Source organism: Aliidongia dinghuensis (assembly GCF_014643535.1).
In the GTDB taxonomy this organism is placed as follows: domain Bacteria; phylum Pseudomonadota; class Alphaproteobacteria; order ATCC43930; family CGMCC-115725; genus Aliidongia; species Aliidongia dinghuensis.
Genome location: NZ_BMJQ01000011.1, coordinates 208,825 through 228,913 on the forward strand (window position 1 = coordinate 208,825; position 20,089 = coordinate 228,913).

The following is a 20,089-nucleotide window of genomic DNA, read 5'->3' on the forward strand; positions in this document are numbered from 1 at the left end:
AGCGCTTCACTCTGCCGGAACCTACGGGGCAGCCGCGACGTAAATACGCTTGGCAAGGCCGGTCGCAAAGCGCCATACCGGACGAGCCGGGAAGGGGTCTTTTGACCCGCCGGCCGCCGGTTGGTTCGGCGCCCGCTCTTGTCCGATGAGCTCGTTGCCGCGCATGCGCTATGTTCAATCGCTGCTGTTCACGCTGTTTCTGCTCCTGGCGCTTGGCGCCGGGGCTGGATTCGTCGTCTATCAGCACTACGCCGCCGACCTGCCCGACTTCCAGCAGCTCGCCGACTACCAGCCGCCGATCACGACGCGCGTCCATGCCGGCGATGGCCGGCTGCTCGCGGAATATGCGACGGAGCGCCGTGTGTTCGTGCCGATCTCGGCCATCCCGCCGCGCGTGGTCCAGGCGATGCTGGCGGCGGAGGACCGGGAGTTCTTCAGCCACGGCGGCGTCAATCCGGCGGCCATGGTGCGCGCGGCGATCCAGAACCTGATGCATGCCGGGCAGGGGCGCCGCCAGATCGGCGCCTCCACCATCACGCAGCAGGTCGCGAAGAACATGCTGCTGGGCGACCAGTACAGCTACGTCCGCAAGATCAAGGAAGCGATCCTCGCGGTGCGCATGGAGCAGGCGCTCTCGAAGGAGCGCATCCTCGAGCTCTACATGAACGAGATCAATTTCGGCCGCGGCGCCTACGGCATCGCGACCGGTGCGCTCGTCTATTTCAACAAGTCGGTCGACGAGCTCACCGTCTCCGAGGCGGCGTTCCTTGCCGGCGCGGTCAAGGGCCCGACCAACTATGATCCGGCGCGCCACTACGACGCGGCCAAGGCGCGGCGCGACTACGTCATCGACGGCATGTGGAAGATCGGCGCCATCACCGAGGCCGAGGCGAAGGCGGCCGAGGCCGAGCCGATCGTGCTCCGCAAGCGTGACGAGACCCAGGTCTTCTCCGCTCCCTATTTCACCGAAGAGGTGCGGCGCGAGCTCATCCAGCGCTTCGGCGAGGACAAGGTCTACAAGTCCGGCCTGTCGGTCCGTACCAGCCTCGATCCGATCCTGCAGACCTATGCCGACAAGGCGCTCCGGGACGGGCTCGTGACCTATGACCGGCGCCACGGCTGGCGCGGCCCCGTCACCCATCTCGACATCAATCCCGACGCCAAGGGCTGGAACCAGGCGCTGGCGGCCGTGCCGGTGCCGGGCGGTTCGGTGCCCTGGAAGCTGGCGCTCGTGCGCGAGGTCAAGCCCGACGCCGCCGAGATCGGCTTTGCCGACGGTTCGACCGGCACCATCCCGATGAAGGAGATGGAATGGGCCCGGCCGACGCTCGAGGATCAGCGTGTGGGTGTGACGCCCAAGACCGCCGAGCAGGTGGTGAAGCGCGGCGACGTCGTGCTGGTCGAGGCGGTGATGAGCGAGCCGCCGGTCCCAGCCAAGCCCACCACGGCCAAGCCCGTCGCCAAGGGCAAGGGCGCGAAGCCGGTTGCCGAACCGTCGCCGCCAGTTGCAACGCCCACTGCGGTGCCCGCCAGCCCGCCGACGATCGCCCATTGGGCGCTCCGCCAGATCCCGAACGTGTCGGGTGCCATGGTGGCGCTCGATCCCCACACCGGCCGCGTGCTCGCCATGGACGGCGGCTGGTCCTACGAGACGAGCCAGTTCAACCGGGCGACCCAGGCCTATCGGCAGATCGGCTCGACCTTCAAGCCGTTCGCCTATCTGGCCGCGCTCGACAATGGCATGACGCCCTCGACGCTCATCCTCGACGACCCGATCGAGATGGAGCAGGGGCCGGGCCTGCCCTTGTGGCGGCCGCATAATTTCGAGGGCGGCGAGGCGCCGGGCCCGCAGCCGCTGCGCGTCGCGATCGAGAAGTCCCTGAACCTCATGACCGTGCGCATGGCGACGACGATCGGCATCGACAAGATCGCGCCCTATGTCGAGCGGCTCGGGCTCATGGACAAGATGCCGCTGCTCTATTCCCAGGTGCTGGGCGCCGGCCAGACGACGCCGCTCAAGCTCGCGACCGCCTACGCCATGATCGACAATGGCGGCAAGCGCATCACGCCGTCGCTGATCGACCGGGTCGAGGACCGCGAGGGCAAGCTCGTGTTCAAGCACGATACGCGGGAATGCCCGCGCTGTGGCGACTACGACTGGGCGCCGGACGGTGAAGTGCCGACCCTGCCGGACGAGCGCGAGCAGGTGCTGGACCCGGCGACGGCCTACCAGATGGTCAACATCATGCAGGGCGTCATCCAGCGCGGCACGGCGGCCAATTCCGTCGGCAGCTATCTCAAGATGCCGCTCGCCGGCAAGACCGGTACCACGAACGACATGTTCGACACCTGGTTCGTCGGCTACACGCCCGACCTGGTGGTTGCGGTCTATGTCGGCTTCGATACGCCGCGCACCTTGGGCCGGCTGGAGCAGGGTGCGCGCACTGCGGCACCGCTCTTCACCGAATTCATGACCGATGCCTTGAAGGACAAGCCGCCGGTCGATTTCCGCATCCCGCCGGGCGTGCGCCTGGTGCGCGTCAATGCGGCGACCGGCAAGCTCGCCGAGGGCGGCGAGCGCAACATGATCTGGGAGGCGTTCAAACCCGGGACCGAGCCAACGCCGAACGATCAGGTCGTCGACGGCAGCGGCATCGACGTGGGCTCGATCGGCGATGCTCAGCAGAGCAACGCGCCGGCCGACGAGGACCAGGCCGTGCTGCAGGCCGGCCAGCCGCAGCAGCCGACGGCGATCACAGGCGCCGTGCCGCCTGGTATGGGCGCGGTCCCGCCGCCGCCCGGGCCGACCTCGGCCTCGCCCCTGCCGCCGCCGCCGACCACGGCACCGTCGACGGGGACGGGCGGTCTGTATTAGAAACCCTGCTTCGCGCCCGGGCGATCCGGTCCGGGCGCCGTTCTTGACCGATGGAGTGACGCATGCGTGCGGAAATTCAAGCGGTGGCCGACGAGATCCGCTCGTCGTTGGCCCTGCTGAGGAGGCATCTTTGACTGGGAGAAATCTCTCCGTCGCCTCGATGAACTGAACGCCCGGGCCGAAGACCCGAACCTGTGGAACGACGCCGCCGCCGCGCAGGAGGTGATGCGCGAGCGCAACCGGCTCGACACTGCTGTTAATGGCTATCGCAAGATCGAGGCCGAGCTCGCGGATACGCTCGAGATGATCGAGCTTGCCGAGGCCGAGGGCGAGGCGGAACTGGTCGCCGAGGCCGAGGCCAAGCTTGCGGCCTTGAAGGCCGAGGTCGCGAAGCGCGAGCTCGAAAGCCTCTTGTCGGGCGACGCCGACGCCAACGACTGCTATCTCGAGATCCATGCCGGTGCCGGCGGGACCGAGGCCCAGGACTGGGCCCTGATGCTGGTGCGCATGTACACGCGCTGGGCCGAGGACCACGGCTACAAGACCGACTGGCTGGAAGAGAGCCCGGGCGAAGAGGCGGGTCTCAAGTCCGCGACGCTCAAGATCATGGGCACCAACGCCTATGGCTGGCTCAAGACCGAGAGCGGCGTGCACCGGCTCGTGCGCATCTCGCCGTTCGACAGCCAGGCGCGGCGCCAGACCAGCTTTGCATCGGCCTGGGTCTATCCGGTGATCGACGACAAGATCGAGATCGACATCCAGGAAAAGGACTGCCGCATCGACACGTTCCGGGCTTCGGGCGCCGGCGGCCAGCACGTCAACAAGACCGACTCGGCGATCCGCATCACCCATATCCCGACCGGGATCGTGGTGTCATGCCAGCAGGACCGCTCGCAGCACCGCAACCGGGCGATCGCCTGGGACATGCTGCGGGCGCGCCTCTACGAGGCCGAGCTGCAGAAGCGCGAGGCCGCGACCGATGCCTTGAACGCCACCAAGACCGACATCGGCTGGGGCCACCAGATCCGCTCCTACGTGCTGCAGCCCTACCAGATGGTGAAGGACCTGCGCACCGGGGCCGAGACTGGCAATTCGGGGGCGGTGCTGAACGGCGATATCGACATGTTCCTCGAAGCCTCGCTCGCCTCGCGCTTGAAGGGCGTCGAGGGCAATGTGAGCGATCTCGACTGACGCGATCGAGAGGCCGCCGTCTTCGGGCGGCGGCCTCGCATCCCCCTATTGCAGCGAGAAAACCAGGTTCTGCGGTGTCCCCAAGTTCCGGGGTGTCCAGAGCGTCGCCCGCCAGCCGCCGTCCGGGTTGGTGGAATAGCCGGCGATCTGGCCGCGCTCGTTGATCGCCGCTGCCGCGCTGTCGGCGTAACCCGGCAACGGCGGCAGTTGCACCACCTGCCCCGCCGTCCAGAGCACGCCCCGACCATGGCCGACCGCCGGAAAATAGGCGCTGCCGGCGATCTGGCCGCGGTTGTTGATCGCCGCAGCGTCGCTGTAGCTGGCGCCGGGTGGCGTCAGATCGGTCATCGTGCCGTCGCTGTAGAGAAAGGCGTGGTATGTTGCGCCGATCACCTGTCCGACGACCTGGCCTCGGTCGTTGATCCCTTCGGCATTGCTGCTTTCCGTGGTTGCCGTGGGGGCGAGATCGAGGATCGTGCCGTGGGCGAACACGGCCGCGTGGTTGATGCCGCTGCCCACATCGGCCGTTCCGGCCGCAATGCCGAGGTCGTTCAAGGCATAGGCGATGCTGTAGCTGCCGTTCGGCAGCAGGCCCAGGTCGGTGGCGGCCCCGCCTTGGTAAAGCAGGGCGTGGGTCTGGCCGCTGATGATGCCATAGCCGGCGCCCTGGCCGCGCTGATTGATGGCGAGGCCGAAGGCGACGCTGCCGCCGGGCGCGCTGATGAGCTGCGTCTGGCCGCGCGCGAACAGCGCTGCGAAGGGCATCGGGTCGAGCCCCGGCTGAGACACGCCGGTGATGCCGATGCCGAGGCCGGCATCGTTGATCGCATAGCCGTTGGTGAAGTTCTGGCCCGGCGGAACGCCGAGATCGACGACCTTACCGTGGGTAAACAGCACCGCATGGGACAGATCGGACATGTCCTCGCGGTCGGAGAAGGCCGAGCCGATCACCTCGCCCCAGTCATTGATCCCGGCCGCGATGCTGTAGGCCTGGCCGGGCAGGGCGCCCAGGTCTACCGCCTGATAGGTGGGGGTGGCGCTGGACTGGGCACCGCTCTCGGCGCTGGCCAGAAGGCCGAGCGCCAGCAAAGGCACGAACAGGCGGAACCGGGCGCGGTCGCGTTTCATCGATGCCTCCCTTAGGGGGATGTTCGAAGCCGCTGCCGTGGCCGGCGGAAAGACGCCGCCCGCCGCTTCCCCTGAGGCGGCGGCGCCCCGTCTTCCGCAACTTGTGGCTATAGTCTGAGCCCGCTTTCTACCTTCGGCAAGGGCGCTCTCGCTGTTGGTCTCAAACCCCCAGAAAGGATTCCGCACCGATCGACCGGGAGCCGTTGGCCTTGCCGTCGAGGCCGTCATTCCAAACCCGTGCGAGATCGCGCATTTCGCGGGTGGGAACGGGGAGGTGGATGTACCCAGGCATCACCTGCCTCCAGGATTCTGGGATGGTCTTCGACACCGCCCTGGCGGAGCCGGGCGGTCATCGTCGTCCATCGGCGCGCAATGTCACTGCAGACCACGGTATCTTCAGGCTGAGGCGGCGTCCCAGTCCGGCGCGAAGGGCGGGCGGACGAGGCGCTGATCCTTCGGCAGGGCCGCGATCGAACGGCGGTCCTCGTCGTCGAGCCGGATCGTCAGCGCCTCCAGATTGGCCTGCTGGCTTTCCTTCCGGGCGGCCTTGGGAATGGCCAGGACGTTCGGCTGATCCAGCAGCCAGGCGATCGCGACCTGCGCTCCGGTCGCGCCGTGCTTGCGGCCGATGGCGGCGAGGGTCTCGTCGGCGGCGGCCCGGCCCTGCGCTAACGGCGCATAGGCCGTGAGCGCGATGCCGTGGCTGCGCAGATAGGCCAGCATCGGCTGCTGAGACAGGAAGGGGTGGTATTCCACCTGATGGACCGCGAGCGGCGCGCCGATCTCGTCCACGGCCTTGCGGATCATCGGCAGGTTGAAGTTGCACACGCCGATCCCCTTGACCAGCCCATCGGCGCGCAGCCGCATCAGCGCCTCCAGGGTCGCGGCCATGTCCATGTCGCGGGCCGGCCAATGGACCAGATAGAGATCGACATGGTCGAGCCGCAGCTTGTTCAGGCTGGTCTCGAACGCCCGGCGCAGCGCGTCCGGCGCCAATTGGTCGTGCCAGACCTTGGTCGTGACGAACAACTCGCTCCGCTTGACGCCCGAGGCGGCGATGGCCGCGCCGACGGCGGCTTCGTTCTCGTACATCGCGGCGGTGTCGATATGCCGGTACCCCAGCGCGATGGCGCTTTCAACGACCGGCTGTGCATCCCCGCCCGGCATCCGGAAGGTGCCGAGGCCCAGGCGGGGAATGTCGATGCCCTGGCTCTGGATCGTCTGCATGGTCAACTCCTCTCAAAGGTTGCCGAATTAGGCCGCGGCGGCTTTCACCAGCTTCGCGATCACCTCGGCGAGGGGCGTGTTTCCCTTGATCGCCGAGCGGCCCTGGTCGGCGAATTCGATCCAGCCCTCGTTGAAGCCGTCGAGCATGCGGATGCGCGGCGTCGGGTTCTTCATGCCCTGCGAGACGAAGAGCGTCTCCCAGCTTGCGCGGGGCACGATCGCGACACGCACCGGTTGTCCCAACGCCGAGGCAAAGGCCTCTGCCAGATCGTTCGGCGACACGCGCGCCGGTCCCTCCAGTTCGACGACCCGCGTGCCGTTCCAATCCTCCACCAGGAGATCGGCGGCGACGCTGCCGACATCTTGCGTCGCGACCATCGGGAAGGCCCGGCCGGCCGGCTGCAGGAAGCTGTGCAGCACCCCTTCCCGTGCCGAAGCCACATCCCACAGGGCATTCTCCATGAACCAGCCGGGCCGCAGGAACGTCACCGGCAGGCCGGTAGCGCGGACAGCCTCTTCCATCAGGGTGCGCTGGGTCAGGAGGTTGTCGTGCGGCGCGTCGGCGCCGATGGTCGACAGGCACAGCACCTTCTTCGGCCTGGCTTTGTCGAGCGCGGCGGTAAGGGCATCGATGACCACCCGGGCCTCGGGATAGCCCGGCGCCGGGTCGAATTCGGAAGGCGGCAGGATGAAGACGCCGTCCGCGCCCTCGAAGGCGGCGGCGAGCCGGTCCGGCTCTTCCATCCCGGCCAGCGCGACCTGGCAGCCACGTGCCGACCAGGCCTCCGCCTTCGCCGCGTCGCGCAGGACTGCGCGCACCGACCGGCCCTGGGCCAGCAGCTTGCGGCCGAGCGCGCCGCCCACCTTGCCGGTGATTCCTGTGATTGCGTACATGATGTCTCTCCCTAGGATCGTGAGGGGTTGGGCTCAGGCCAGACCGGCATGGAGTTCGCGCTCGAAGGTGCCGTAGAGGGCGACGACCTTCGGGTCGTAGAAGGGCAGGATCTGGGTGAAGAGAGCGCCGGTGACCTTTCGCACCGGATCGAGCCAGAAATAGCAGTTCAGCAATCCGGCCCAAGAGATGCTGCTGGCGGAGCGGCCGTTGGGGCCTGGCTGCGTGTTGATGTCGAAGGAGAAGCCCCATTTGTGGGGCTGGCCGGGGAACTGATCGAAGCTGTGCGAATAGGCCGGCTGGGACGAACGCATCTCGTGGACGTTCAGGGCACCGATCTGGTTCTGCATCATCAGCGCGACCGTTTCCGGCTTGAGCACCTGGACGCCGTGGAACGTGCCGCCATCCAGCAGCATCTGCAGGAAGGTCATGTAGTCGCGCGGTGTGCTGAAGGCGCCGCCGCCGCCCATGAAGAATTCCGGCCGCTGCGGCATCTCGAACGCCATCGGCGCGAGCGAGCCGTCGGTCTGGCGGGCGTGGCAGGTCGCGACGCGCCGCTTTTGCTTCGAGTCGATGAGGAAACCGGAATTCGCCATGCCGAGCGGGGCGAAGATGTTCTCGCGGAAATAGATCTCCAGCGACTGGTCGGTGACCGCCTCGACCAGCTTGCCGACCCAATCCATGCCGATGCCGTATTGCCAGCGATCGCCCGGATCAAACTCCAGCGGTGCCGTGAACGCCGCGTTCTTGCAGGTGGCGATGTCGGGCATCCCGGTCGCCTGCTCGTAGCGGCCGAGCCCCTCGCTCCAGATCGAATAGCTGTAGCCGGCGGTGTGCGTCAGCAGGTGGCGCACCTTGATCGCGCCCCTCGCCGGGCGCAAGCGGGGCTTGCCGGCGGCGTCGAAACCGTCGAGCACCATCGGCTTGGCCAATTCGGGCAGATACGTCGCGGCGTCGTCATTGGGGTGGATGCGGCCCCGCTCGATGAGTTGCATGCAGGCCGTGGCGGTAAGCGCCTTGGTCATCGACAGCAGCCAGAACACCGTGTCGGGGGCCATCGGCGAACCCGCCTTGACGTCCGCCTTACCGAAGGCGCCCTCATAGACAAGGCCATGCGCGGTGGCGCCGACGGCCACGACGCCCGCGACGTCCCCGGATGTCACCGCCTGCTTCAGCGCGGCGTCGATCCTCCTGGTGCCGGCGAAAGCCGCGAGCGGCCGAGCCTGGGCGGCGAAGGGCCAGCCGGCGTCGAGAGACGCGGCGGCGGCCAGAAGACCACCCCGCGCCAACATGGCTCTGCGCGATATCCCGTGCATCTCTCACTCCCTGGAAGAACCGGCGGCGGGTCTATCTACGGCTTGAAATGGCAGTGAGGCGAACGCATTAAGATCAAAATAATGATGACTGAAAATCACTGTCCGGTAATGTCGGTGGCTTCGCTGGCCATGCGTGCGTCGGGGAGGCGATCTTGACGTTCGATACGCGACTGCTGACGGGGGCGGGCGTGCTCGCCGCCGTGACGGAGACCGGGAATTTCGCGCGCGCCGCGGAAATGCTGGGATTGACGCCGTCGGGCGTCAGCCGGGCCGTGGCGCGACTCGAAGCGCGCGTCGGCGTGCGGCTGTTCGACCGCAGCCCGCGGGAGGTGGTCTTAACGGAGGAAGGACGCCGCTTCCACGCACAGGTGATGCCGCTTCTGGCGGGGCTCGAAGAGGCCGCCGCCGATGCGGCCGGCACCGCGATCGTGGTCGCCGGCCGGCTGCGCATCTCCGTCGATCCGTGGTTCGCGCGCACGGTGTTGGCGCCGAGGATGCAGGAATTCCTGGCGCGCCACCCGCTCTTGTCGGTCGATCTCATGACCAGCAATTATCGCGAGGAGATGATGGCCGGCATCGACGTGGCCGTGCGTTTCGGACCGCCGGAGACCTCGTCCCTGATCGCGCGGCAGTTGCTCGAGGTCCCCGTCCTGACCTGTGCCGCGCCGGCATATCTCGAGAAGCACGGCATGCCGGCGACGCCGCACGATCTCGTCCATCACGAGGTGCTGCTGTTTCGCGACCCCTCGACCGGTCGGCCTTTCCCGTGGGAGTTCCATGGCCATGGCGAGGTGCTCGAAATCAAGGCGTCGGGGCGGCTGATGATGGACGATCCCTCGGCTGCCCTTGCCGCCTGCATTGCCGGCCAGGGCATCTTCCAGAGCCTCGCGATCGGCATGGTGCCGTTTCTTAGCCGAGGAGAACTTGTGCAGATTTTGCCCGATTGGTCGGAAGAGCTTTATCCGCTCTTCGCCTATCACCCGTCGCGTCATCTACCGCCGGCCAAGGTCCGGGCATTCCTCGATTTCGTCCGCGAGATCGCCAACACCGGAAGCGCCTGGGCTGGAAGCGTCTCCTGACGGTCGCGCTTCGGGGATGGTGACATAAGGTTTCAGCGCTGCCCGTGGCCGCGCCGGTGGCTGCAATCCCGGCCGGCATCCGAAGCCAGCATCTGAAATGGATGCGGCTTACGAGCAGGAGACTTAGGGCGCGATCGAGATGAACCGGCTCGGGAAGATCGCGAGCGGGCTCCGGCCCCAGCCGCGGAGGCGCGGGTTCAGCAGATATTGCGTCGTTTCGTGCGCCCAGGGGATGACCGCCTGGTCCTTGAGCGCGGTCACGTCGCGGTGGACGGTCTGCGTCCGGCCGGCGAGCAGGCGCAGCTTCAGCTTGCCCGCGCTGGTCCAGGCCGCGGCGAACAGCCGCTTCGCCTCGGCCACACGCTCCGGCTGGTCCGCGGCCGGCGGCTCCTCCGGTGCCGCATAGCTCGCCGCCGTCTTGGGATCGACGATCCGGCGCAGGCTGTAGAGGAAATCCACCGACGTTACCGCGCTGCCGTCCGACCAGCGCTCGTCGGCGCGGAGCGTGAAGGTCCAGGAGAGATGATCGGCGCTCTCGCTCCAGCTCTCGGCCGCGCCGGGAATGAGCCCACCCTCGGCGTCGAGCGTGGTCAACGGCTCGAACAGATCATTGCAGATGCGGAAATCGACGAGCCCGTCGATCAGATGCGGATCGAGCGCCACCGGCTCCGCGAAGAGCGGCACGCGCAGCACCTGCTCGGCCGAGGCGAAGGCGGGCGCGGTGAGGAGCAGGGCGGCGGCCGTCAAGAATGCACGAAACGCCATGCTGGCTCCGGGGAGGTCAGGTCGGTTGGGCAGAGCGTGCGGTCGGGTTGCTTGGCAATAGGCGACTCGCTGACGGTATTTGGCAATATGGTCGGGAATGGTCGTATTGACTCAAGACGACACTGAGTCAGGCTGTTGCTCAGCTCGCCAAGCTTCCAGAGCGGCCGCCTGCCTCTCCGGCGTAATTCCGTATTTGGCATAGAGCGGTGTCAGCAATGCCTCCAGCGCGCGGTTCGCCGCAGAAAAGTCCCTGCCGTAGCCTTCTAAATCGGCGATGAGCTTGTTGCGACCTTCGTCAGTTTGGAAGAATCGGACGTTGTCGCGGAAATAATGGTGAACGAGGAATCGTCGCCGCTCCAAAGCAAGGAGCAGCTGCTTTTCCAATGTGTCGGGGATGGTCGTGACCTTCTTCAGCTCACGGATAAGATTACCCATGGTCAGTGCGATCCGGCTGTCAAAGAACGCATCGAATTCGCGACTCCAATCGATATGGGATTTTATATTTGAGACATTCTTTGGGATGAAATCGATCAGAAGAAGAGCGTTTACGAGGCCATTTTCAAGCACCTGGGCGAGGTAGATGGCTAGGCCGAAATGGGCATAGATCTCTTTATGATGTTCGTTCTCGTTCATGCCCCAACGTCTCTTAATGTTTGAGATTTATTATGCTGTAACCATAGATTAAAGCTATGCTTGGTGACTGTGCTTGACGCTAACGCCTCAACTCATCGAGCACTTTTCCCGCGATTTCTTCAATCGTGTGGAAATCGACCAGCATTTCGCGATGGAACGCGATGAAGCCGGGGCTCTCCAGAGGGGAGTGCGTCATGATCGGCTCGAATTGCCCTAATGCGTCTTGGGCATCGTCGAGCCGCACCGCTAGTTCAATGTCGTGGGCTATGAAGGCCTGAGCCTTCTCATTCTCAAGGCGCTCGTATTCATCCCTAGTGGCGCTGGTGATGAGGTAGGGCGGTATGTAAATTGGGACGCGATGGGCAAGCGCATGACGAAAGTCCGCCAAATAGCTGAACCAATCGTCAAGCGTCGCCAGATAGTGAGAAAGCTCCGGTGAAAGGGCAGTGCGCAGGTCCTTTCCAGGATCTAAACCGATCTGCAGAGCCCGAAAGCTCTTGCCATCTGCCCGAACCAACTGCCGCTCGCCAACTAAGATATGTGCGAGATTGTCCAAGCTTCCAAATGCATTGAATAGGAACGCCTGGATATTGATGGTGGCGTCGGTTCGCTCGTCGTTGGACGGCCGCTCGGTGCGCTCGAGCGGAATCGCTGCGAAGACGTTGTGGATGCAACGCGCTAGCGTGGAAACGCGGCGGCAAAAACCCTGCTTGGCATATTCAAGCGCTTTGGGATCGCGATAGGGATACGCGATAAATTTGCCCAACAAGGCTTGTGTCTTTGTCGGGATGAGGCGGGAAGCTTCCTGCCATACTTCGATCTGCTCGTTGGAAAATGGCATGCGTCGCAGTTCCGAAGTTGCTGTGGCAGAACCCTTTTCGAGCAGTTGCTCCGTCGCTGGAGGGAGGCGATGGGGGATGGCCTACCCCCGCCGCGCCCGCTGCCCCTGGGCCGCCTTCTTCGGCCCCCGCCCCGTGTGCTGCATGAACGGCGTCGTGCCGCCCGGCTTGCGGCCCTCGGGCCCCCGGCTCTGCGGCCGTGCTGGACCCTTGCCCGTGCCCGGCGGTTGCCAGGCCGGCACGAGTTGATGCATGCCGGGGCCGATGAGATCCGCGCGGCCCATGGCCTTGAGCGCCTCGCGCAGCACGGGCCAGTTCTCCGGGTCGTGGTAGCGCAGGAACGCCTTGTGCAGCCGCCGCTGCTTCAGGCCCTTGGCCGAGAACACCGGCTCGCCGCCGTTGCGGCGGATGGGCTTAAGCGGGTTCTGCTCCGTATGGTACATGGTCGCCGAGAGCGACATGGGCGAGGGCAGGAAGGTCTGCACCTGGTCGGCGCGGAACTTGTTGCGCTTCAGCCAGAGCGCCAGGTTCATCATGTCTTCGTCGGTCGTCCCCGGATGGGCCGCGATGAAGTAGGGGATGAGGTAGTATTTCTTGCCGGCCGCCTTGGCGTATTTATCGAACAGTTCCTTGAACCGGTCGTAGGCGCCCATGCCCGGCTTCATCATCTTGGAGAGCGGCCCGTCCTCGGTATGCTCGGGCGCGATCTTCAGGTACCCGCCCACATGGTGGGTGACGAGCTCCTTGACGTATTCCGGGCTCTTGACCGCCAGGTCGTAGCGCAGGCCGGACGCGATATGGATCTTCTTGACGCCCTTGATCGCGCGCGCCTTGCGGTAAAGCTCGATCAGCGGCGTGTGATCTGTGTTCAGGTTCTTGCAGATGTCCGGATAGACGCAGGACGGTCGGCGGCAGACCGCCTCGATCTTCGGGTCCTTGCAGGCGAGCCGGTACATGTTCGCGGTCGGCCCGCCCATGTCCGAGATGACGCCGGTGAAGCCCTCGACCTTGTCGCGGATCTCCTCGATCTCGCGCAGGATCGATTTTTCCGACCGGCTCTGGATGATGCGGCCCTCGTGCTCGGTGATCGAGCAGAAGGAGCAGCCGCCGAAGCAGCCGCGCATGATGTTGACCGAGAAGCGGATCATGTCCCAGGCCGGGATCTTGGCCTCGCCGTATGCGGGATGCGGCGCCCGCGCATAGGGCAGATCATAGACGCCGTCCATCTCCGGCGTTTCGAGCGGGATCGGCGGCGCGTTCAGCCACAGTTCCTTGTCGCCGTGCCGCTGGACCAGCGGCCGGGCGTTCCCGGGATTGCTCTCCTGGTGCAGGATGCGGGACGCATGGGCATAGAGGATGCGGTCGTCCTTGACCTGCTCGAACGCCGGCAGGCGCACGACGGTGGACGCGAGGTCGCCGCGGCCGCGCTTTGCTTCCACGGGCGGGATCTGGGCGGCCTCGGGGGCGGGCGTATTGCGCAATTCCTCCGAGATCGCCCAGGGGCCGCTGTCGGCCGTCAGTTCCGGCACCTTCTCGTCGACGAGATCGGGTGCCAAGACCGTGAAGCCGTCCGGCACCCGGTCCACCAGGAACGCGGTGCCGCGGATGTCGCGGATCTCGCGCACCTTCTCGCCGGCCGCCGCCCGATGGGCGATCTCGATGATGGCGCGCTCGGCATTGCCATAGACCAGGATGTCAGCCTTGGCGTCGACCAGGACGGAGCGGCGCACCTTTTCCGACCAATGGTCGTATTGCGCGATGCGCCGGAGCGACGCCTCGATGCCGCCGAGCACGATCGGCGCGTCCTTGAAGGCCTCGCGGCAGCGCTGGCTATAGACCAGCACGGCGCGGTCCGGCCGCTTGCCCATGGCGCCGTCCGGCGTGTAGCTGTCGTTGTGCCGGAGCCGCCGGTCGGACGTGTAATGGTTGACCAGGCTGTCCATGTTACCGGCGGTCACGCCGAAGAACAGGTTGGGCTTGCCCAGCGCCTTGAACGCCTCGGCGCTCGTCCAGTCCGGCTGGGCGATGATGCCGACGCGGAACCCCTGCGCCTCCAAGAGCCGGCCGATGATCGCCATGCCGAAGCTCGGATGGTCGATATAGGCGTCGCCGGTCACGATGATAATATCGCAGCTGTCCCAGCCGAGCTTGTCCATCTCCGCCCGGGTCATGGGCAAGAACGGCGCGGGGCCGAAGCGCTTCGCCCAGAACCTGGGGTAGGTGAAGAGATTCTTGGCGGCGAGCATGGCCCCGACCCGACTGGTCATTCTGGTGACGCGAATCCGGCAGTAATACGCCTCAGGCCCGCCCGCGCAAGGGGGCGGAGGGCAGGGCTGTGTCTGAGGCGGGGATGCTTTAACGGGCGTCATCCCCGCGAAGGCGGGGATCCAGTCCGTTACGTGCGGCAGCGCGGACAAAGAGTCTTATCGCCGCAGACGCGGCTCTTGGCTGGATTCCCGCCTCTCGCGGGAATGACGTGGCGGGTTGCGCTTGAGCCGCCGCTAGCGGCCCGAAGCAATCAGCCGGCGCGTCCCACCGCGTCGAGGAGGTCGGTGTTGGTGTAGGTCGTGCCGGCGATGCCCCAGAGCCCGTCGATCGCGTGCACCATGTTGACGAAGATGCGTTCCTTCGGGTGCCTGCCACCGGTCGCGCGCGAGACGATCTCAGTCGCGTCCGCCACGAAGCCTTGCTTCTGCTCCGGCGTCGCAAGGGCGAAGGACGGTACCTTGAGCTCGATGACGACGATGTCGTTCGGCTTGCCGCCCGCGAAGGACTTGCCCTTCGGGATGACGTTGATCTCGCCGATGACGTTCGGGGTCAGGAACGCATTGCCGACGAGCTGGTGCCGATTGAGGAAGGCGTGGGTCAGTTCGGCGAAGACCTGCTGCTCGGCGTCGCCCGAGAGGACACCTTCGGTCGCATGGACGGTGATGGGCATAGCGATTCTCCTCAGTTGGCGTCAGCATTTGCGTTTAAACACCGATCGCTCTCTATTGATAGAGAGGATTCGCTCCATAAGCAAGGCGAATAAAGAGTGATTGCTCTTAAAGCGTCGAGGCGGACGGCTGTTCCGGACTGGCGAGCTTGACGACGGCCGGCGTCAGGGCGTCGACGATGCGTGCGACGAGCGTCGGGTCCGGCACGGCACGCGAGAGCGTCACGCCGCCGGTGAGCAGGGCGAGTGCGATCCATGCACGGGTCTCACGCCCGTCCGCCGTCTCGCCGGGCAGGCCTGCGGCCATGGCGCGCATCACTTCGAGAAGTGCCGTCTGGAACGCCTCCCGCGTTTCCGCCGGCGCGCGGGCGGCTTCGGGCGCGAAGCTCGGCAGCGCGCAGGCATCCTCGGCGCAGCCGATCTTGGGATCGCTGAAATAGAACTGGGCGAAGTGCCCGAGCCAATCCTCGCCGCCCTCGGCCCGGCACTGGTCGATGCCATCGCGCAGCTCGGCCAAGCCCGACGTCACGACCGCGCGGAACGCATCGGCCTTGGTCGCGAAATGCCCGTAGAAAGCGCCGTTGGTGACGCCGGCGGCCTTGGCGAGCCCGTCGATGCCCAGGCCCTCGTAACCTTCGGCGCGGAAGCGGCGCGCGGCGGCGTCCAGGATCTTCCGGCGGGTTTCTTCCTTGTGCTCGGCCGAATATCGCATCGCCGTTCCTCGAACTTTTATACCGATCGCTCTCTTTGATTCTGGAGATAGGGCGGAATCCTCACCGGTCCAAGCACATTCCGCGGCTAGGAGGCGTCGCCGCCTGGTGCGGCCAGCGGCTCGTAGAAATCCGCCGGCAGGCCTGCGGCGGCGCGGGCGTCGGTGTTGAACGGGCGTTTCAAGGCGCCCTTGAAGTGGCGGCGCACGAGATCCTGCCAGGTCGGCTCCGGGGCGAGCCCGCGTTCGGCGCAGATGGCGTCGAACCAGCGGCGGCCGATTGCGACATGGCCGATCTCGTCGCGGTAAATCACGCGCAATGCCGCGGCGCTGGCCGTGTCGCCGAACTTGTCGAGGCCCCCGATCATCTGCGGCGTCACGTCGAGGCCGCGCGCCTCCAGCACCAGGGGCACGATGGCGAGGCGGGCCAAGAGGTCGTGCGCAGTTACCTCGGCCGCCTGCCAGAGGCCGTCGTGGGCCGGCAGGTCGCCGTAAGCGGCGTCGAGGGCGGCGAGCCGGTCGGCCAAGAGCCCGTGATGCGTCGCCTCCTCGTCGGAGACCTTGACCCAATCGTCCCAGAATTGGCGTGGTCGCGCCAATTCTGGGACGACTGGGTCGGCGAAGCGGGCGACCAGGTCCCAGACCAGGTCGAGCGCATTGAGCTCGATATGCGCCAGCGCATGGAGCAGCGCCACGCGGCTCTGGAGCGAGCCGCCCGAACGGCGCTTCGGCATGTCGCGCGGCAGGCGCAGTTCGGGCGTGGCCGGGCGGGCCGGACGCGCGGGCGGCAGCGCGCCGGATCCGACGGGCAACGCACCGGCGCGCCAGGCCGCGGCCAGATCATGGGTCAGCCGGATCTTCCCGGCCGGTTCCGCGGTCTTAAGGATCTCGACCGCGCCCTCGGTCAGGCTTGTGGGCAGGCTCGCCGCCATGCCGCGTCAGAGCGCCTGCGCCGCCTTCAGCACGTCCGCCACATGGCCGTCGACCTTGACCTTGTGCCAGATGCCCCGAATGACGCCCGCGCCGTCGATCAGGAAGGTCGCGCGATCGATGCCCATGTATTTCTTGCCGTAGAGGCTCTTCTCGACCCAGCTGTCATAGGCCTCGACCACTTTGCCGTCGATGTCGGCTGCGAGTGTGAACGGCAGCTCGTACTTGGCCTTGAACTTGTCGTGCTTGGCGGCCGAGTCCTTTGAGACGCCGATCACCACGGCCCCGGCACCCGAGAAGTCCGGCAACGCGTCGCGGAAGCCGCAGGCCTCCTTGGTGCAGCCGGGCGTGTCGTCCTTGGGATAGAAATAGAGGATGACCTTCTGGCCCTTGAAGGCTGAGAGACTGACCGTGCCGTTGCCGTCGCTCGGCAGGGTGAAGTCTGGGGCCTTGTCGCCGGTGCTGAGGCTCATGGTCCTTTGGTCTCCGTTGATTGCTGGCCGGGCGATTGTCTATCGGGCGGTTGCAGTTCGGGATGGGCCCGGCGCGCCCGCTTGGCCGGGCGGGCGACGAGCCGTTCATAGAGTGCCAGGCCGCGCGCCGCCACCTCGTCGAGCCGCGCATAGGCCAGCGCCGGGTCCTTGGTGCCGGTCGCGCGCGTGAGCGCGCGGGCGAGCAGGTCGGCTGTGGCGCTCTGCTCGGCATCCTTGCCGACGGCGACTCGCAGCATGCCCTGGACCTGATGCCAGAACGCGAGCCCCTCCAGGAGCTCGGCGCCGACCTCCGGGTCGATCCGATGGGCGGTGATCAGCCGGCGAAAGGCCGCATTGGTCGCGGTCGCGAGCACGCTCGGGTCTTCGGGAGCGACGCGCAACTGCAGATACTGTGCAATGAATTCCAGGTCGACCAGGCCGCCGCGCCGGTGCTTGGCGTCCCATGGCGTGGGCTTCAGATGTGCCTTCTCGATGCGGATGCGCATGTCGTCGACGTCGATGAGCAGCCGGTCTGCGTCCCGGGGCTTGGTCAGCAGGGTTCGGATCGTCGCCTCGGTCTCGCGGGCGAGGCTCGCGTCGCCGGCAACCGCCCGGGCGCGAGTCAGCGCCATATGCTCCCAGGTCCAGGCCTGCTCCTCGTGGTAGCGCAGGAACCCGTCGAGCTTCGAGGCGATCGGCCCGGCATTGCCCGAGGGCCTGAGCCGCATGTCGACCTCGTAGAGATTGCCCTCGCCGGTTGGCGCCTGCAGCGCGTTGATGAGCCGCTGGCCGAGCCGCGCGTAATAGGTCGTGTAGGCGAGCGGCTTCGCCCCGTCCGAGTTCTCGATGCCGTCGGGCACCGAATAGAGGAAGATCAGGTCGAGGTCGGAGAGCTGGTTCAGCTCCGATGAGCCGAGCTTGCCCAGGCCCAGCACCAGGAATCGCCCGCCCGGCACGTGGCCATGCTGGCGGGCGAATTCTTCCTCGACGCGCGGCAGCAGGGTCTGGATGACGATGTCGGCCACGGCCGAGAAATGCTTGGCCGAGCGCCAACCTTCGATGCGCCCCTGCAGCAGCTGCACGCCGATCTGGAACTTGCGGTCGTTGGCCCAGCGCCGGGTCAGGTCGAGCAGGTCCTCGTAGTCGCGCGCCCGCGCCACGGCGAGGCTCAGGTCACGGGTGAGCGCGCGATGGAGCGCCCGCTCCTCGGTCGGCAGCGGGATGAAGAACGCGCCGCTGATGACGCCGTCGAGCAACAGCGGCCGGCGCGCCAGCTGGACCGCGAGCTGGGGTGATTCTCCCATGATCTCCGCCACCAGCTGAAGCAGGTCCGGGTGATGCTGGAACAGCGAGAACATCTGCACGCCGGCCGGCAGGCGGCTCAGGAACTCGTCGAACCGGATGAAGGCGAAATCCGGGTCGGCCGTCTTGCCGAGCACACGCAGCAGGGCGGGCGTCAGCTCGGTCAGAAGTTCGCGTGCCCGGGCGCTGCGCGTCGCGCGGATGCGGCCATGATGCCAGCCGCGGATCGCGTCCGCGACCGGCTCGGGCGACTTGAAGCCCATGGCCCTGAGCGTGGCCAGCGTGTCCGGGTCGAGCTCCTTGCCGGTGAAGACCAGGTTGCCCTCCGCCGAAAGTGCCGGCGCGCCGCGGAACAGCTCGGCGAAATGCCGGCGCACGACGGCGAGCTCGCGGCCGAGATCCGCCGCGAAGGATGCGGCGTCCGGGAAGCCCAGGAAGATCGCAAGCCGGCCGAGCGCCTGCGGATCGGTCGGCAGGCTGTGGGTCTGCGCGTCGTCGATCATCTGCAGCCGATGCTCGACCCGGCGCAGCACGCGATAGGCATGGGCGAGATCGTCGGCGATCGGGTCGGCGAGCCGCCCGGTCGCGACCAGGCCCTCGAGCGTCTCGATCGTGCCTGGGCTCCGGAGCGTCGGCACGCGGCCGCCCCAGATCAGCTGCTGGGTCTGGGCGAAGAACTCGATCTCGCGGATGCCGCCGTGGCCGAGCTTGATGTTGTGGCCGGCGAGGCCCGCCGCGGGGGCGCCATGGCGGGCGTCGATCTGGCGCTTGATCGAATGGATGTCGCGGATGGCGGCGAAATCCAGGTGCTTGCGCCAGATGAAGGGCCCGAGCGTCTTGAGGAATGCCTGGCCGGCCGGGATGTCGCCCGCCACCGGGCGCGCCTTGATCATGGCGGCGCGTTCCCAGTTCTGGCCGAGGCTGCCGTAGTAGGTTTCGGCGGCGGCGACCGAGACCGCGGGCGGCGTCGAGGCCGGATCGGGCCGGAGCCTCAAGTCGGTGCGGAACACGTAGCCGTCGACGGTGCGCTCCTCCAGCAGCTTGACCAGGTCGCGCGCCAGCCGCGCCATCAGCGGCTGGATCGCGTCGCGGCCGCGATAGTCCATCCGGTCGGCGTCATAGAGGATGATGAGGTCGATGTCGGAGGAATAGTTGAGCTCGTGGGCACCGAGCTTGCCCATGCCGAGCACGATGACGCCGCTGTCGCGCTCGGGCTCGTCCGGATGGGGCAGCGCCAGCTGGCCGCTGGTGTGGGCGCCGACTAGGAGATGGCGCACGGCCGCGCCCAGCGCCGCGTCGGCAAGCGCGCTCAAGGCGCCCGTGACGCGTTCGAGCGGCCAGAGCTCGGCAATATCGGCAAGTGCGATCACGAGTGCCGCGCGGCGCTTCGCGGCGCGCAGCCGCGTCATGATCTCGGCACGCGGCTCGTGGCCCGTAAGGGCGGCCACTTCCTCGAGCACACGCGCGAGCGCCGGCTCGATCCCCGTCGTCATGGCGGCGAGCGCGACTTCGGGTTCGCGGAGGGCCAAGCGGGTGAGGTACGGCGAATTGCCGAAGACGGCGTCGAGCCAGGCATGCGTCGTCGGGTCGGCCGCGACCGCGGCCATGCCGCGACCAAGCGGCTCGCCCGTCTCGGATTCAGCTGTCGCGGCTTCGGCCGCCGCAGTCCAGCGCTCCCATTCGATCGCGGCCTGGCCGGCATCGGCCGGGACCGGCAGGCGCGTCCTCTGGACGCGCTCGGCCGATATCAGTGGCTCCGTCATCCCGGTTCCCCTCGTGGTTCCTTGACGTAGCG

16 protein-coding genes are annotated in these 20,089 nt (G+C 66.8%); 3 read left to right on the forward strand and 13 right to left on the reverse strand.

Annotated features, from left to right (window positions below; all coding sequences use genetic code 11):
• The first annotated feature begins 163 nt into the window (after positions 1 to 163).
• Positions 164 to 2,875, forward strand: coding sequence for a penicillin-binding protein 1A (locus tag IEY58_RS21235; protein ID WP_189049491.1), 2,712 nt, complete (start codon positions 164 to 166; stop codon positions 2,873 to 2,875).
• Between the two features lie 62 nt (positions 2,876 to 2,937).
• Positions 2,938 to 4,066 (forward strand): peptide chain release factor 2 gene (gene prfB / locus IEY58_RS21240; RefSeq protein ID WP_189049493.1). Its coding sequence is split into 2 segments (ribosomal slippage): positions 2,938 to 3,006 and positions 3,008 to 4,066, totalling 1,128 coding nucleotides; the frame shifts between segments, so codons are not numbered across the junction.
• Between the two features lie 45 nt (positions 4,067 to 4,111).
• Here prfB and IEY58_RS21245 read toward each other — a convergent pair.
• The 4 genes from IEY58_RS21245 to IEY58_RS21260 all read right to left on the reverse strand — a co-directional run bounded on the left by IEY58_RS21245 (position 4,112) and on the right by IEY58_RS21260 (position 8,605).
• A complete protein-coding gene (locus IEY58_RS21245; protein ID WP_189049495.1) occupies positions 4,112 to 5,194 on the reverse strand; it encodes a hypothetical protein in 1,083 nt (360 codons plus the stop codon).
• A gap of 396 nt (positions 5,195 to 5,590) precedes the next feature.
• Positions 5,591 to 6,421, reverse strand: coding sequence for an aldo/keto reductase (locus IEY58_RS21250; RefSeq protein ID WP_189049497.1), 831 nt, complete (start codon positions 6,419 to 6,421; stop codon positions 5,591 to 5,593).
• Between the two features lie 27 nt (positions 6,422 to 6,448).
• Positions 6,449 to 7,315 (reverse strand): NmrA family NAD(P)-binding protein, encoded by an 867-nt coding sequence (locus IEY58_RS21255; protein ID WP_189049499.1) that lies wholly within the window; start codon positions 7,313 to 7,315, stop codon positions 6,449 to 6,451.
• A 33-nt stretch (positions 7,316 to 7,348) separates the two neighbouring features.
• Complete coding sequence (locus tag IEY58_RS21260; RefSeq protein ID WP_229743855.1) at positions 7,349 to 8,605, reverse strand: serine hydrolase domain-containing protein; 1,257 nt, start codon at positions 8,603 to 8,605, stop codon at positions 7,349 to 7,351.
• 176 nt (positions 8,606 to 8,781) lie between these two features.
• Here IEY58_RS21260 and IEY58_RS21265 point away from each other — a divergent pair, with 176 nt between their 5' ends.
• Complete coding sequence (locus IEY58_RS21265; RefSeq protein ID WP_189049503.1) at positions 8,782 to 9,708, forward strand: LysR family transcriptional regulator; 927 nt, start codon at positions 8,782 to 8,784, stop codon at positions 9,706 to 9,708.
• A gap of 123 nt (positions 9,709 to 9,831) precedes the next feature.
• On the opposite strand, the gene IEY58_RS21270 is transcribed toward IEY58_RS21265, so the two are convergent.
• The 9 genes from IEY58_RS21270 to IEY58_RS21310 all read right to left on the reverse strand — a co-directional run bounded on the left by IEY58_RS21270 (position 9,832) and on the right by IEY58_RS21310 (position 20,057).
• Positions 9,832 to 10,473, reverse strand: coding sequence for an ABC transporter substrate-binding protein (locus tag IEY58_RS21270; protein ID WP_189049504.1), 642 nt, complete (start codon positions 10,471 to 10,473; stop codon positions 9,832 to 9,834).
• A gap of 111 nt (positions 10,474 to 10,584) precedes the next feature.
• A complete protein-coding gene (locus tag IEY58_RS21275; RefSeq protein ID WP_189049506.1) occupies positions 10,585 to 11,106 on the reverse strand; it encodes a hypothetical protein in 522 nt (173 codons plus the stop codon).
• Between the two features lie 79 nt (positions 11,107 to 11,185).
• On the reverse strand, positions 11,186 to 11,947 hold the full coding sequence (locus tag IEY58_RS21280; RefSeq protein WP_189049508.1) for a hypothetical protein: 762 nt from the start codon (positions 11,945 to 11,947) through the stop codon (positions 11,186 to 11,188).
• Between the two features lie 81 nt (positions 11,948 to 12,028).
• Complete coding sequence (locus tag IEY58_RS21285; RefSeq protein WP_189049626.1) at positions 12,029 to 14,191, reverse strand: YgiQ family radical SAM protein; 2,163 nt, start codon at positions 14,189 to 14,191, stop codon at positions 12,029 to 12,031.
• A 272-nt stretch (positions 14,192 to 14,463) separates the two neighbouring features.
• The gene (locus tag IEY58_RS21290; RefSeq protein ID WP_189049510.1) at positions 14,464 to 14,883 is read right to left on the reverse strand and encodes a tautomerase family protein; all 420 of its coding nucleotides are present in this window, start codon (positions 14,881 to 14,883) and stop codon (positions 14,464 to 14,466) included.
• Positions 14,884 to 14,989: 106 nt separating this feature from the next.
• On the reverse strand, positions 14,990 to 15,592 hold the full coding sequence (locus IEY58_RS21295) for a TetR/AcrR family transcriptional regulator (RefSeq protein WP_189049512.1): 603 nt from the start codon (positions 15,590 to 15,592) through the stop codon (positions 14,990 to 14,992).
• Positions 15,593 to 15,678: 86 nt separating this feature from the next.
• On the reverse strand, positions 15,679 to 16,521 hold the full coding sequence (locus IEY58_RS21300) for a ferritin-like domain-containing protein (protein WP_189049514.1): 843 nt from the start codon (positions 16,519 to 16,521) through the stop codon (positions 15,679 to 15,681).
• A 6-nt stretch (positions 16,522 to 16,527) separates the two neighbouring features.
• Complete coding sequence (bcp, locus tag IEY58_RS21305; protein ID WP_189049515.1) at positions 16,528 to 16,992, reverse strand: thioredoxin-dependent thiol peroxidase; 465 nt, start codon at positions 16,990 to 16,992, stop codon at positions 16,528 to 16,530.
• Positions 16,989 to 20,057, reverse strand: coding sequence for a bifunctional [glutamine synthetase] adenylyltransferase/[glutamine synthetase]-adenylyl-L-tyrosine phosphorylase (locus IEY58_RS21310; protein ID WP_189049517.1), 3,069 nt, complete (start codon positions 20,055 to 20,057; stop codon positions 16,989 to 16,991). The genes bcp and IEY58_RS21310 overlap by 4 nt, the downstream gene beginning before the upstream one ends.
• Positions 20,058 to 20,089: the final 32 nt, after the last annotated feature.